Origin of the sequence: Cellulomonas timonensis (genome assembly GCF_900046455.1) — a bacterium.
GTDB lineage: Bacteria > Actinomycetota > Actinomycetes > Actinomycetales > Cellulomonadaceae > Cellulomonas_A > Cellulomonas_A timonensis.
Genome location: NZ_FCOT01000012.1, coordinates 730,480 through 745,066 on the forward strand (window position 1 = coordinate 730,480; position 14,587 = coordinate 745,066).

Here is a 14,587-nt window from a genome sequence, read left to right on the forward strand (position 1 = left end):
CACAACAACCCCGCACAGCTCAGCAGTGGAGGCACGCCCGGTGAACGGCTACAACGACATGGTCGGGTTCATCTGGTCGGTCGCCGACCTGCTCCGCGGGGACTACAAGCAGGCGGAGTACGGCAAGGTCATCCTGCCGCTCACCGTCCTGCGGCGACTGGACTGCGTGCTGGAGCCCACCAAGCCCGCTGTCCTGGCCAAGGTGAAGGCCCTCGGCGAGGGTGTCGGCAACGTCGACCCGATCCTGCGCCGCGCGGCGGGGCAGCCGTTCTACAACGTCTCGCCGCTGGACTTCCGTGGGCTGCTCGCCGACCCGGAGCACATCGCCCGCTCGCTCCGCCTGTACATCGACGCGTTCTCGCCTGGCGCCGTCGAGGTGCTGGACAAGTACGGGTTCGACGCCCAGATCACGAAGCTGGACGAGGCCGGGCTGCTGTACCAAGTAGTCGCGCGGTTCGCGGATGTCGACCTGCACCCGGACAAGGTCACCAACCTGCAGATGGGCTACCTCTTCGAGGAGCTGATCCGCAAGTTCAGCGAGGCGGGCAACGAGACCGCCGGGGAGCACTTCACCCCGCGCGAGGTCATCCGCCTCATGGTCAACCTGCTGCTGGATGACGACGACTCGACCCTCGCAACCCCCGGCATCGTCAAGACCATCTACGACCCCGCCTGCGGGACCGGCGGCATGCTCTCCACCGCCGAGGACTGGATCCGCGAGCACAACCCCGCCGCGAACCTCGAGCTGTTCGGCCAGGAGCTCAACCCCGAGACCTACGCCGTCTGCCGTTCGGACATGATGCTCAAGGGCCACAACGCCCAGAACATCGCCCTCGGCAACTCGTTCTCGCACGACGCACACGCAGACAAGTCCTTCGACTACATGCTCGCCAATCCACCGTTCGGGGTCGAGTGGAAGAAGGTCCAGACGTTTGTCGAGGACGAGGCCGCCCGCGGCTACGCCGGCCGGTTCGGCGCCGGCACCCCGCGCATCAACGACGGCTCCCTGCTGTTCCTGCAGCACATGATCGCCAAGATGAAGCCGCTCTCCGAGGGTGGCTCCCGCCTGGCGATCGTCTTCAACGGCTCGCCGCTGTTCACCGGCGCCGCCGGCTCCGGGGAGTCGGAGATCCGCCGCTGGATCTTGGAGAACGACTGGCTCGAGGGCATCGTCGCCCTGCCTGACCAGCTTTTCTACAACACCGGGATCTCCACCTACTTTTGGATCCTCTCCAACCGCAAACGCCCCGAGCACAAGGGCCAGGTCGTCCTGCTTGACGCACGCGACCAGTTCACCAAGATGCGCAAGTCCCTCGGCGACAAGCGCAAGGAGACCTCGCCCGATCAGATCGCGCAGATCACCCGCTGGTACGCCGACGCCCTCGACACCGCCGCCGACCCCGAGAGCCCCGACCACGCACGCGTCAAGGTGCTCCCGACGACGGCGTTCGGGTACCAGCGCATCACCGTTGAACGTCCGTTGCGCCTGCGTTTCGAGGTGACCGACGACGCCATCGAGACGGTGCGCGCGAGCAAGCCGTTCCGGGCGCTCGCGCCGGCCGACCAGGAGCGACTGACCGCGGCGCTGGGCCTGCTCCTTCCCGATGGTGGAGCCGAGGTCGACGGCAGCACCCGCAAGACCTTCCAGGCAGGGCTCAAGGCCGCGCTCGTCTCACACGGCGCACCGACGTTCGCCGCGCTCGACAAGGTCCTGTGGGCCGCAGTGTCCACGCCCGACCCTGAGGGCGAGCTGCAGACCGACCGCCACGGCCACCCGTTGCCCGACCCCGATCTGCGGGACAACGAGAACGTCCCTCTCGGCGAGGACGTCGACGACTACCTCGCCCGCGAGGTCCTGCCCCACGTCCCCGACGCCTGGATCGATCACACCAAGACCAAGACCGGGTACGAGATCCCCTTCACCCGGCACTTCTACGTGTACACGCCACCGCGTCCGCTCGCGGAGATCGACGCGGAGCTCAAGGCCCTCGAGGCCGAGATCCAGCGGCTGCTGGGCGAGGTGACGGCGTGATGGAGACCATCCCCCTCCGTCACCTAGCGGAAGTCAACCCGCGCACAGTGGAATTCGATCGGCTTTCCGACGACGATGAAGTGACCTTCTTGCCGCTAGAGACAGTCTGGGCCGACGGCCATGCGGACTTCTCCCGGCGTCGCCCCAAGACCGACGTCTCGACCGGGTATACACGGTTTCGAACAGGCGATGTGCTCGTGCCCAAAGTTACCCCCACGTTTCAAGCAGGCCGAGTAGCGATTGCCGATCTCGACACACCCGCAGGCGCAGGCACAACCGAACTTCATATCATTCGCGCTCGACCCGGTCTCAGCGATCCACGCTTCCTTGGATACGTGTGCCGCTCGGCCCCGTTTCTATCTGAGGGCGTCTCCGCATTTCAAGGGGTTGCGGGCCTACAGCGTGTGCCTGACGAGTATCTCCGATCCTTTCCTGTAGCCGACCTAGACCTCGACGAGCAGCGCCGCATCGCCGACTTCCTCGACGCCGAGACCGGGCAGATGGATCGTCTCCTTGCCCTCCGAAGGCGCCAGGCAGCAGCAGTGGTCGACCGAACCCAACGCGCGCTCGACGACCTGTTCATCAGGCCTCAATTACCGACAACGCGGCTCAAGCACCTTCTGAGGCAACGACTGTCCTACGGAGTCCTCGTTCCTCGCTTCATCGACGACGGTGGCGTCCGGCTGATTCGAGTGAACGATCTCGTAGACCTCCCTGCGCGAGCGGAGCAACTGGCTCAGATAGACCGGCGACAATCTCTCGAGTATGCCCGCACCGTCGTGGCAGAAGGCGATCTCCTCGTGTCAGTGGTTGGCACTGTCGGCCGATCCGCCGTCGTGCCATCCGTAGTGGCCGGCTCGAACATTGCCAGGGCCGTAGCCCGCCTCCAGCCCGCACACACCATCGGGTCGAGAGTCCTTTGGCTGTGGACGCAGTCGGCGGATTTCAAGCGCCAGGTGGAGCTCGCTACCGAAGGGGACACTGCTCAACCGACATTGAATGTCGGCGACCTCGGCAACTTCGTGATTGCACTGCCGACAGAACGCTCGTCGCGCGATTCGCTCACAACGGAAGCTGCCACTGCAGTCAAGGTGCGCGACGAACTGCTTTCGGCGAATGCCAGGCAAGCGTCGCTCATATCGATGCGCCGCCAAGCGCTTATCACTGCTGCCGTCACGGGTCAGATCGATGTGACCACCGCCGGGAACGCGACACCGTGACTGCAGCAGGGCTCGCGATCCCGTCGACGCTCACACCCTCCGGCCGCACTCACGCTGTTCCGTATCTGCGGGACTACTTCGCGCCGGTCACCTCGGCGGCCGGGTACACAGGTTCTCGGTTCGAGCGGCTCGGTGGCGGTGGCGACCGGCCGGCCGTCGCGTACCAATTCACGCCCGAAGACCTCGTCGCCGTGACGCTGCTCTCGGTCGAGGTGCCTGGCCGCGCAGCACTCGAGATCCTCGAGCGCCGCCGCTCACGGCTGCACGAGCTGCTTCGTCAGATCCCCACCGACCTGGACCTCGTCGATGTCGAGCCTGACGCGATCAGACCTGAGTGGGCGCCCTGGCGGCTCGAGACCGAGCTGCGGTCGATCCCCGGCCTGGGCCCGACGACGGTCAGCAAGCTCCTCCCCCGCAAGCGCCCCCGCCTCATCCCGGTCTACGACTCCGTGGTCCAGGAGCTCGTCCAGCCCATCGGCGGGTTCTGGGCGTCACTGAACGCGGCTCTGCGCGCCGACGACCGCGCCCTGCAGCGGCACCTCGTCGACCTCCGCGAAGAGTCGGGCATCGGCGAGGACATCTCGCCGCTCCGAGTCTTCGATGTCGTGGCCTGGAGGACGGGCAAGGACTCGATCGCCCGGACGTCGGCAGGGGCAATCAACCTTCATTCGCCGGGTGCCGATAACTGACGCGAGATGTCGCCGGACGAGAGGACAGGTCGTGAGCGGGTACGCCGTTGTGGACGTCGAGACCACCGGGCTGTTCCCGGGTGGCCGCGACCGCATCGTGGAGATCGCCGTCGTGCAGGTCTCGCCAGGCGGCGAGGTCGAGGCGTCGTGGGCGACCCTGGTCAACCCCCAGCGCGACCTCGGGCCGCAGCACATCCACGGGATCCGCGCCTCCGACGTGCTGACCGCGCCGACGTTCGCGCAGATCGCCGGCACGCTGTCGGCACTGCTCGTCGGGCGCGTGTTCGTCGCCCACAACGCGTCGTTCGACAGGCGGTTCGTCCAACACGAGTTCAGCACCCTCGGGCACGACGTGCCGCTCGTCGCCGAGACCACGCTGTGCACCATGCAGTGGTCTTCTCGGCTGCTGCCGCACGCGCCGCGCTCCCTCGCCGGGTGCTGCGCGACGGCCGGCATCACGCTCACCGACGCGCATGAGGCGCTCGCCGACGCAACAGTGACCGCCTCGCTGCTGCGGCACTACCTGCACAAGGCCGGGATGCCCTCCGGGGCACGAGGACGCAGCCTTCTGGGCAGCAGCATGCCGGTGTGGCAGCCCCCATGGGCAGACACCGTGGAGCTCGCCAAGACCGCCCTGTGGCCGAGGATCCCCGCAAAGGACATCGCGTGCGTGCGGCGCGGGTCAGCCGCCGAACGACAGACTCCGTTCCTCGCCCGGCTCGTCGACCACCTGCCTCGGACGGCCGAGACGTGGGAGTGCGAGCAGTACCTCGCGCTGGTGGACCGTGCGCTGCTGGACCGGGTCGTGTCCGTCCGCGAGCAGGAGGGCCTGGCGCGTGCGTCCGTCGAGCTGGGGATCGACCGGCCCACGGCACTGCAACTCCACCGCACCTACCTCGACGCGCTCGCCCGCACTGCATGGGCAGACGGTGTCGTCACCGACGACGAGGTTGAGGACCTGTGTGCCGTCGCCACCCTGCTCAGCCTCTCGGCCGACGACGTCGACCGGGCGCTGTCGTCCGCGTCCACGGGTCCCGTGGTTCCGGGCACGGACGCCGAGTTCATCTCCCCGGCCCAGTTCCGACTTCGCGTCGGTGACCTGGTGGTCTTCACTGGGGACATGGTCGAGCCCCGTGACACCTGGGTCGGACGCGCCTCCCGCGCCGGGGTCGTGGCCCACCCGAGCGTCACCAAGAAGGTCGCCCTCGTCGTCGCCGCCGACCCGGACAGCCTGTCGGGGAAGGCGCGCAAGGCTGCCGACTACGGTATCCCGATCGTCACCGAGCACGCCTTCTCAGGGTTGCTCAAGGATCTCGTCGCGCGCCGCCCCGCACCGTGAACTCTCGCGAATCAGGCGCAGATCGCGCCGCCTCACAACTCATCACCCAAACTCACAACACGACTCACAACATGCAAGTACGGTGTCGGCAACGCTGATGTGGGGAGCTGCGATGCCGGGGTTGCAGAGCGAGGCCGACGACGCCGTGGCGCGCCTCCGGCTCGCGACGACGGATCTGCAGTGGGTCGAGGCGAAACGCGCTGAGCACGGCCCCCCGCAGAGCCTCGCCGAGACGGTGTCAGCCTTCGCCAACGCGGGGGGCGGATTGATCCTGCTCGGCCTCGACGAGGCCGCTGGGTTCACTCCCGTCGGCATCGACCCACGACGCCTCGCGGATGGCATCGCGCAGACGTGCGCGGATGCCGTCGAACCACCGATCCGCGCGCACGTCGACATCGTCGCGGTGGACGGCCAGCCCGTCGTGGCGGCCCGCATCGAAGAACTCCCCGCAGACCGCAAGCCCTGCTACGTCAAGACCCGGGGCATCGAACGCGGCTCGTACCTCCGCACGCATGACGGCGACCGCCGCCTCACGACCTACGAGGTGCACGTCCTCCACGCGTCGCACGGTCAACCCCGGGACGACATGGCTCCCGTCGAGGGAGCGAGCCGCGCCGACCTGGACCCCGAGCTGGTGTCGGCGCTGGTGCGTCGGCTTCGCAGCACACGCGGCCCCGTGTTCACCCGGGCCAGCGATGACGAGATCCTCCGCATGGTCGGGGTGCTCACCACCGACGGCAGCCACGAGAAGGTGACGCTGGCTGGCCTGCTCGCCCTGGGCGTCTACCCCCAGCAGTACGTCCCGCAGCTCGACACGACGTTCGTGGTCTATCCCACGAACGATGGCGCGCCTCTGAGCGACGGCACGCGGTTCCTCGACAACCAGTCGATCGACGGCCCGATCCCCCACCAGGTCTCGTCGGCAGTCGATGCGTTGATGCGGAACATGCGACGGCGTTCCATCGTCGTCGGACTGGGGCGCGAGGACCGATGGGAGTACCCGACGGAGGCGCTGCGGGAGATCATCGCCAACGCGCTCATGCACCGGGACTACCACCCGCTCGCGCACGGCACGCAGGTCAGGATCGAGCTCTACCCGGACCGGCTTGTGGTGACGAGCCCCGGTGGGCTCCATGGTCCGATCGCCACCGAGGACCTCCTCTCCGAGAGCGTCTCGTCATCACGCAACGCCGTCCTCGCCAAACTCCTCGAAGACGTGCAGATCCCGGGCACTGCCCGGACCGTCTGCGAGAACCGGGGCTCCGGCCTGCTCGCGACCGCAGCGATGCTGCGCTCTGCCGGGATGGAGCCGCCCATCCTCACCTCGGACGTCCGGTCGTTCCGCGTCGAACTGCGCAATCACGGACTGCTGGACGACGACGCCACGGCCTGGCTCTCCACGCTCGACACGATGTCGCTCAACGACCGCCAGCGCCTCGGCCTCGCCTACCTGCGGCGTCACGAGCAGCTCTCCAACGCCGGGTACCGGAGCCTCACCGGCTGCGACTCCCTCACGGCCACTCGCGAGCTGTCGGCGCTGGCCGCCAGCGGATTCATCGACCGGACGAGCTCAGGACGATGGACGACCTGGCACCTGACCCCCGCGTTCGCGGCATCCACGCACTCCCCGCTCACTCTCAACCTGCCCACCCTCAGCGGAGCCCGCCCCGGCACCTCGAGCCGACGTGAGCAGGTCGTAGCCCTCCTCAGAGGTGGCCCGCGCTCCACCTCCGACCTCGCCACGACGCTTGGCCTGTCCCCTCAAGCAGTGCTGCGCCACCTCCGGATCCTGGAGGACGCCGGGATCGTCCGCCCGACGGCGGCCAGCCGCAGAAGCCCGCTGAACGCATGGACTCTCGTCGGCGGAGCCGCCGCGACGTCCACGGAAGGATCACGATGACTCAGGTCCACCTCGAGGAGAAGTTCGAAGACGCGATCGAGGCGTCGATGCTGGCCGCCGGCTGGCATCGCGGCTCGACGCAGGGCTATCGGCCCGCCTGGGGGCTCGACGTCGAACAGCTCTTCGCATTCCTCACGGATACCCAGCCTCGGGCCTGGAAGAAGATCCTCGGCTACTACGGCGGTGACGAGGCCGTCGGGCGGACGAAGTTCGCCGAGCACCTGGCCGCTGAATTGGATCAGCGAGGCCCCCTGGACGTGCTCCGCCACGGAATGAAGGACCACGGAGTCAAGGTCTCCCTGGCGTTCTTCGCCCCGGCCTCCACGCTCTCCCACGAGCTCGTGAGCCTGCACGCGGCAAACCGCCTGAGTGTGACGCGGCAGCTCCGCTACTCGGCGACCACCACCGGCGAGCTGGATCTGGCGCTGTTCGTCAACGGCATCCCTACCGCGACTGCCGAGCTCAAGAACCCCCTGACCGGCCAGGACGTCGAGCACGCGAAGGCACAGTACCGCCGGGACCGCTCGCCCAAGGAGCTGCTGTTCGCTCGGCGGGCTCTCGTTCACTTCGCCGTCGACCCCGACCTGGTGTTCCTCACGACGCGCCTCACCGGACCATCCACCCGGTTCCTCCCGTTCAACCTGGGCACCGGCGGCGCCGGCAACGAGGGCGGGGCGGGCAACCCGACCCCTGATGGCGGCTACAAGACGGCCTATCTCTGGGAACAGGTATGGAGCCCGGACAACTGGCTCGACCTGCTACGGCGCTTCCTGCACGTCGAGGACCCCGTCGCGCCTGGCAAGGGCAAGCCCGTCGGCAAGAAGCCGTGGCACGCACGGACGCTGATCTTCCCGCGTCTGCATCAGTGGCACGCGGTGCGCAGCCTGTCCGCACACGCCGCAGAGCACGGCGCTGGGCAGAACTACCTGGTGCAGCACTCGGCCGGGTCCGGCAAGTCGAACACGATCGCCTGGCTCGCCCACCGGCTCTCGTCGCTCCATGACACAGAGAACTCCAAGGTGTTCCACAAGGTCATCGTCATCACCGACCGGGTGGTCCTGGACCGCCAGCTGCAGGACACGATCTTCCAGTTCGACCACACCGTCGGGGTCGTGGAGAAGGTCGACAAGACGTCCGCCCAACTCGCCAAGGCGCTGACCGGCGAGACCGCGCAGGTCATCATCACGACCCTGCAGAAGTTCCCCTTTGTTCTGGAGTCGGCAAGCACGCTCGCAGGGTCACGGTTCGCGGTCATCGTCGACGAAGCGCACTCCTCGCAAACCGGGGAGACGGCCAAGGCCCTCAAGCAAGTCCTCGCCCAGGGCGTCGACGCGACGGTGTCCAGCGATGGCGACGCGATCCTCGTCGCTGCCGAGGTGGCCGACGCGATCGCTGAGGCGGCCGAGGACGCGTCTGACCCTTTGGTGTCCTCGGCGCTGGCGCGAGGGCGACACGCGAACCTGTCGTTCTTCGCGTTCACCGCGACCCCCAAGGCCAAGACGCTGGAGCTCTTCGGCACGCTGGGCGACGACCACAAGTACCGCCCGTTCCACGTGTACTCGATGAAGCAAGCCATCGAAGAGGGCTTCATCCTCGATGTGCTGCGCAACTACGTCACGTATGCGACGTACTACAAGTTGACCAGGACCGGGCCGCACGGGGCGTCGTCATCCGACACCTCGGATCGCGAGGTCGACAAGCGGAAGGCGGCCGCTGAACTGGCCAGGTTCGCGTCCCTGCACCCGTCCAACATGGCGCAGCGCGCGGAGATCATCGTCGAGCACTTCCGCGCCCACACCGCGCACCGGCTGGGCGGCCGCGCGAAGGCGATGGTGGTGACCCGGTCCCGCTTGCACGCCGTGCGCACCCACGCCGCCATTGCTGCCTACATCCAGCGCAAGGGCTACCAAGGCCTCCACGCACTCGTCGCGTTCTCCGGCGTGGTCGACGACAACGGGGTCGCCTACACGGAGCCGATGGTCAACGGATTCGGTGAGAGCTCCCTCCCCGAACGCTTCACCTACACGTCCGCAGACGACCCCCTCGCTGGGCGCGAAGGCGCAGGTCAGGATCGCGATTACCACGTGCTGGTCGTCGCTGAGAAGTACCAGACCGGCTTCGACCAGCCGTTGCTGACCACGATGTACGTGGACAAGAAGCTTGAGGGCGTCAAGGCCGTGCAGACCCTCTCACGCCTGAACCGCACCCATCCTGTGAAGTCGCAGGACGACGTCTTCGTGCTCGACTTCGCCAACGAGGCCGCCGACATCGCCGAGTCGTTCGCCCCGTTCTACGAGACCACGATCACCGAGCCCACCGACCCGAACCTGCTCTATGCGTCGCAGACCGAGGTCATGGGCTTCGGCCTGCTGGTCGAGTCCGAGATGGACTCCTACGTTGGCGCGCTCTTGGCCGCCGGAGGCGACTCTGCCGCCCACGCGAAGCTCTACCACTTCACCGACCCGGCCCTGGAACGGTACGTGCACCTGCTCGAAGACGATCGCGAGACGGCCGAGGAGTTCCGGTCAACGTTGCGCAACTACACCCGCGCCTACGCGTTCCTCGCCCAGGTGATCCCGTTCCACGACGCCGACCTCGAGAGGCTGCACCTCTACGGCAAGGCTCTGCTTCAGCGTCTCCCCCGCAGCCACGACGCCGCCGTGGACGTCGGAGCCGTCGACCTCTCCCACCTGCGCATCGTCAAGACCGGCGACGACGACGTCTCACTCGTTGCCGGGCTGGGCGAGCAGATCCTGCCCGGATTCACTGGTGGCGGCCGCGGATCGCAGTCGACTGCCGAGCTCGCGCTCATCGACCAGGTCATCGCCGCCATCAACGACCGACTCGGCGGCAATCTCACCGACGCCGACAAGGTCTGGGTCCAGCAGACCTTCGAGTACGCCGCCGAGGACCCCCACATCCAGCAGACAGCCAGGGCCAACACCGAGGAGAACTTCGGCTACGTCTTCGACAAGCAGTTCGAAGGCCTCGTCCTGGACCGGCACGACGCGAACGCCGGCCTGATCGACCGCGTCTTCAAGGACTCCGACACCACGACGTTCTTCACCTCGATGGCCCGCAAGATCGTCTACGAGCTCGCTCGAGGAGCGGGGGAGGCCAGCTGAGATCGTGCGGCGCCGACCGGGCTAGATCACGTCGAAGACGTGGTCGAGCAGCATGACCGCGGTGCTCCGGTAGGCAGCGCTGGCGCCCCTTGCGTCCGTTGACCTTGATGTGCGCGAACCCGCGAAGCCCCATCCGCGGCGTGCCCTCTTGAACCCGCGCGACGATCTCGTCGGTGGCCGGCGTCAGCCGTGCCGGCCAGTTCCGGCAGAAGACCTCCACCTCGTGCTTGCGCGCCGCCGCTCTCCGCACGTCCGCCCTGGCGGTACAACGCCTTGCCCACGCGGCGCCGTCCGCGATGAGGTGTGACCTGACGTCGCCCGGGTAAGTCCCCGCACTCACAGGCTCCTCTCAGGCGGGTCGAGGTCATGGGCGCCGCGACCTGGCCGATGGGATGAGCACGGCCGACATGCGCCGCACCGCCACCTGGAAGAAGACCGCCGTGCAGATCACCAGCGCCACCAGCGCCTCCGCCGCCAGCACCTCCGCCACGACCACCGAGCTGCAGCGCCAGCTCGCCGCCGATCAGCGCACGCTGGCCCGGCACCAGCGCGAGGGCGCCGACGCCGCCGTCATCGCCGCGGCGCAGGCGGCGGTCACAGCCGACCAGATCGCCATCGCGCAGGCGGCCGCGACGGGGACGATCGACACCATCGTGTGACCGAGGCCCACGGATGGGCGATTCACGGCCCAACCTGCCGACTTGCGGGTTATCGTCCCTCGATACCCCTTCCCCGGTCGGCCCTCCGGCCTCTGCGCTATGGAGCCCGAGAACCACATGCCGACCCACCCCCGCCGCCTGCTCGCGCCCGCCGCGCTCATCACCCTGCTGCTCCTGACCGGGTGCACGTCCTCGGATGAGCCCACAGCACCGGCGGACGCGGACGGCTCCCCCTCCGCTGGCCAGGAGCAGAGCCCGGAGGCGGCCTCGAGCGCGGACAGCGCGGCCTTCACGACGTCGGCGGTGCTCGCCGAGCAGACGTTCGACGTGACGACGCGAAGCGACGACGTCGGCGGAACGATCACCACCACGCTGCGCGCGCTCGAGGTCAAGGGCGACGCGATGACGCTGCGCTGGGCGCTGCGGTGGGATAACGACGACGCGCCCGACGATGAGGCTGTCAGCCTCTTCAAGTTGGGGCTCGCCCAGTCCAACTCGCCCGTCCTCACCGACCCGGTGAACCTCAAGCAGTACCGCTCGCTGTGCACCGAGGGCTCCTGGCAGGGCGACAGGGCTGGCCAGGAGACCTGCGCGCGCACGGCACTCGTGTCGCCGTCCGACTCGTTGTTCCTCAACATCCCCAACCACACCACCGTCGAGGCGTGGGCGGTGCTCCCGGCCCCCGAGGACGATGATGCCGTCTTCGAGGTGCTGGTGGCCGATGGCTGGCCGGCGTTCTCGGGCGTCCAGCCGACCCCCGCGCCATGAGCCCGATGAACCGCATGCCGCACCGCCGCGTCGTCGTGCCCACGCTCGCGGCAGCGCTGCTCATGTCGTGGGCCACCCCGGCCGCCGCCGATCAGGACGCCGACCTGGCCCGCCTGGAGCAGGCCGTCATCACCCCGGCGATGCTCGCGGACGCCGTCCTGGACCTGGACGCCGCGTCGGCGGTGTTGGACCTGTCGCGGTCGGCCGCTGTGCGAGGGCTCGAGCAGACGAAGAAGGAGGCGGGCGCCGCCGTCGTGACCCTCACGTCGGACCTGCTCTTCGACTTCGGCGAGTCGACGCTGACTCCGGCGGCGAGCGCGGCGCTCGCCGAGATCGCCCAGGCGATCGGCCAGGGCGCTGCCGTGGCCGTCGACGGGCACACCGACTCGATCGGCGGGGACGCCGTCAATGTGCCGCTGTCCCAGGCCCGAGCCCAGGCGGTGGCCGACGTGCTGGCGGCGACGCGCCCCGACCTGGTGCTGACAGTCACCGGCCACGGCAGCACCGTCCCCGTGGCCTCGAACACCGGCGAGGGCGGCGACAACCCGGCGGGCAGGGCCCTGAACCGCCGGGTCGAGCTCACCTACGCGACCACCTCGTAGGGCCGATCGGAGCGCACCTCGATCGGCCCCACGCGGGCAGCCTCTCCGCAGGTCAGTCGTGCGCGCGGAGCCGCTTGACGAACGGCGCGGCGACCACGGCGATCAGCCCGAGGCATCCGCCCAGGAGGAACGCCTTCTGCGTGCCGACGGCCTGCGCCTGCGCTCCGGATCCGCTCGCGGCGGCTGCCCCGATGGTCATCGCGGCCACGAGCAGCGCGGTGCCGGCCGCGCCGGCGAGCTGCTGCAGGGTGTTCATGATCGCGGAGCCGTGCGCGTAGAGCTCACGCGGCAGGGCGCTGAGCGAGACGGTCATCAGCGGCGTCATGAGCATGGACATCCCGATGCAGAAGATGACGTGCCAGGCCACGACGACGCCCGGTGACGTGTGGGCGCCGATGGTGCTGAGCAGCCACTGCCCGCCGCACAGCAGGATCGCGCCGGGGATGACGATGGGGCGCGGGCCGACCTTGTCGTAGAGGCGCCCGACGAACGGCGACAACAAGCCCTGGATGAGCCCGCCCGGCAGCATGAGCAGCCCGGTCGTGAGGACGCTCACGCCGAGGCCCGCCTGCAGGTAGATGGGCAGCACCACGACGGTGCCGAGCATTGTGGCCATGGCGACCATCACGATGATCACCGAGACCCGGAAGGTGGGGACGGTGAACGGGCGCAGGTCCAGCAGCACGGAGCCGGTGCGCTGCAGGCGCGTCTGGCGCCGGACGAACACCACGAGCGCGAGGACGCCGATCACCAGGGATGCGAGGGGCGCCAGGCCGCCGTCGAGCAGCGCCTCGATGGAGGCGAGCCCGTAGACGATGCCGCCGAAGGCGAAGACGGACAGCACGACCGACCCGACGTCCAGGCGCGGGCGCGTGACGTCGTGGGTGGCCTTGATGAGCAGGAGGCCGACGACGAACGCGATCGCGGCGAGCGGCAGCATGAGCCCGAAGACCCACCGCCAGCCGAGCGTGTCGACGACGACGCCCGAGATGGTGGGCCCGATGGCCGGCGCCACGGAGATGACCACGGAGTTGAGCCCCATGACCGCGCCGCGCTTCTCGACGGGGACCGACGTGAGGGTGGTGGTCATCAGCAGCGGCAGGATGATCGCGGTGCCGCAGGCCTGGACGACGCGGCCGAGCAGGATGACGGCAAAGGCAGGCGCGATGCCGGCCAGCACGGTGCCCACTAGGAAGAGCACCAGCGCCGCCGTGAACAGGGTGCGGGTGGTGAACCGCTGGAGCAGGTAGCCGGTGGTGGGGATGACCACGGCCATGGTGAGCATGAAGCCGGTGGTGAGCCATTGGGCAGTGCCGGCTGTGACCTCGAAGTCGCCCATGATGCTGGGCAGCGCGACGCTGAGCACTGTCTCGTTGAGGATCATGATCAGTGCGGAGAGCACGAGGACGGTGATCACCGGGCCGACGCGGCCGGTGGCCTTCTCCGTCTCGATGGCCGGCGGGAGCGCCGGGGTCTCCTCGCGGAGCTGAACGTCAGACATGGGACCTTCTTCCTGGAAAACAAGCCAGGCGATTCTGTCACGGTGTGACACCATGGCAGCGACTGCCAGAGGAGTGCCGCTGGTCACACGTGCGCTCGTGCTAGGAAGGACCGCATGGACGACACCCCCTCCGACCTGCGCGCCCGGCGCCGTCTCGACACCCACGCCGAGATCCACCAGGCCGCACTGGAGCTCTTCGAGGAGCAGGGCGTCCGGGAGACCACCGTCCAGCAGATCGCCGACCGCGCCGGCGTCTCGTCGCGCACCTTCTTCCGGTACTTCACCTCGAAGGAGCAAGCCGCCCTGCCCGGCCAGCGGCGCCTGCTCCGGGCCATCGACGCGATCGACGTCTCGGCAGACGACCCGATCGCCTCGGTGCTGCAGAAGGTCGAGGCCGCCACCGAGTCGGCGATGGCCGGCGAGAACGACCCCGAGCTCGACGAGCACCGCCGCGTCGCGCGGCTGCTCACCCGGGAGCCCGACCTCCAGGCCCTGGCCGCCGCCCAGGAGCAGGCCCTGACCGCGCGCCTGCGCGCCCGGCTCGCCGAGCAGCTGCAGGGCGGGGACCCCGCCACCGTGCTGCTCATCGCCGAGATCGTCGTGGCGGTGTGGCGCGCCTCATGGGAGCGCTGGGGCGAGCTCGCGCTCGAGGGCCGCGCGGCCGACCCCGTGGAGGTCTACCGGCAGTGCCGCGCGGAGCTCCGCCGCATCGTCGGCTGACCCCGGCCGGTTAAGCATGACTCGGGCCCCCC

The 14,587-nt window shown here is 68.7% G+C and carries 11 protein-coding genes; 10 read left to right on the forward strand and 1 reads right to left on the reverse strand.

The genetic code is table 11. The annotated features are described in order from the left end of the window. Positions 1-25: 25 nt before the first annotated feature. The 9 genes from BN3788_RS11770 to BN3788_RS11810 all read left to right on the forward strand — a co-directional run bounded on the left by BN3788_RS11770 (position 26) and on the right by BN3788_RS11810 (position 12,334). Positions 26-2,032, forward strand: coding sequence for a type I restriction-modification system subunit M (locus BN3788_RS11770; RefSeq protein WP_315969761.1), 2,007 nt, complete (start codon positions 26-28; stop codon positions 2,030-2,032). Further along, positions 2,029-3,252 carry a restriction endonuclease subunit S gene (locus BN3788_RS11775; RefSeq protein ID WP_199824772.1) on the forward strand — a complete coding sequence of 408 codons (1,224 nt, stop codon included), beginning with the start codon at positions 2,029-2,031 and terminating at the stop codon, positions 3,250-3,252. Before BN3788_RS11770 ends, BN3788_RS11775 begins: the two co-directional genes overlap by 4 nt. After that, positions 3,249-3,941 (forward strand): DUF6308 family protein, encoded by a 693-nt coding sequence (locus BN3788_RS19305; RefSeq protein WP_147525118.1) that lies wholly within the window; start codon positions 3,249-3,251, stop codon positions 3,939-3,941. Before BN3788_RS11775 ends, BN3788_RS19305 begins: the two co-directional genes overlap by 4 nt. Before the next feature lie 31 nt (positions 3,942-3,972). Next, complete coding sequence (locus BN3788_RS11785) at positions 3,973-5,280, forward strand: exonuclease domain-containing protein (protein WP_066586116.1); 1,308 nt, start codon at positions 3,973-3,975, stop codon at positions 5,278-5,280. A 112-nt stretch (positions 5,281-5,392) separates the two neighbouring features. Beyond that, entirely contained in the window at positions 5,393-7,180 is a 1,788-nt protein-coding gene (locus BN3788_RS11790; RefSeq protein ID WP_066586118.1) for an ATP-binding protein, read from the forward strand. Then, complete coding sequence (locus BN3788_RS11795) at positions 7,177-10,305, forward strand: type I restriction endonuclease subunit R (RefSeq protein WP_066586120.1); 3,129 nt, start codon at positions 7,177-7,179, stop codon at positions 10,303-10,305. Before BN3788_RS11790 ends, BN3788_RS11795 begins: the two co-directional genes overlap by 4 nt. Positions 10,306-10,697: 392 nt before the next feature. After that, the gene (locus BN3788_RS11800; protein WP_066586122.1) at positions 10,698-10,964 is read left to right on the forward strand and encodes a hypothetical protein; all 267 of its coding nucleotides are present in this window, start codon (positions 10,698-10,700) and stop codon (positions 10,962-10,964) included. 117 nt (positions 10,965-11,081) lie between these two features. After that, positions 11,082-11,732, forward strand: a complete 651-nt coding sequence (locus BN3788_RS11805) for a hypothetical protein (protein WP_147525120.1) — start codon at positions 11,082-11,084, stop codon at positions 11,730-11,732. After that, on the forward strand, positions 11,729-12,334 hold the full coding sequence (locus tag BN3788_RS11810) for an OmpA family protein (RefSeq protein WP_082812830.1): 606 nt from the start codon (positions 11,729-11,731) through the stop codon (positions 12,332-12,334). The genes BN3788_RS11805 and BN3788_RS11810 overlap by 4 nt, the downstream gene beginning before the upstream one ends. Before the next feature lie 52 nt (positions 12,335-12,386). Here BN3788_RS11810 and BN3788_RS11815 read toward each other — a convergent pair whose 3' ends face one another. Next, the gene (locus tag BN3788_RS11815) at positions 12,387-13,835 is read right to left on the reverse strand and encodes an MDR family MFS transporter (RefSeq protein WP_082812831.1); all 1,449 of its coding nucleotides are present in this window, start codon (positions 13,833-13,835) and stop codon (positions 12,387-12,389) included. 114 nt (positions 13,836-13,949) lie between these two features. On the opposite strand from BN3788_RS11815, the gene BN3788_RS11820 reads away from it, so the two are divergent. Further along, a complete protein-coding gene (locus tag BN3788_RS11820) occupies positions 13,950-14,555 on the forward strand; it encodes a TetR family transcriptional regulator (protein ID WP_066586127.1) in 606 nt (201 codons plus the stop codon). Positions 14,556-14,587 lie beyond the last annotated feature (32 nt).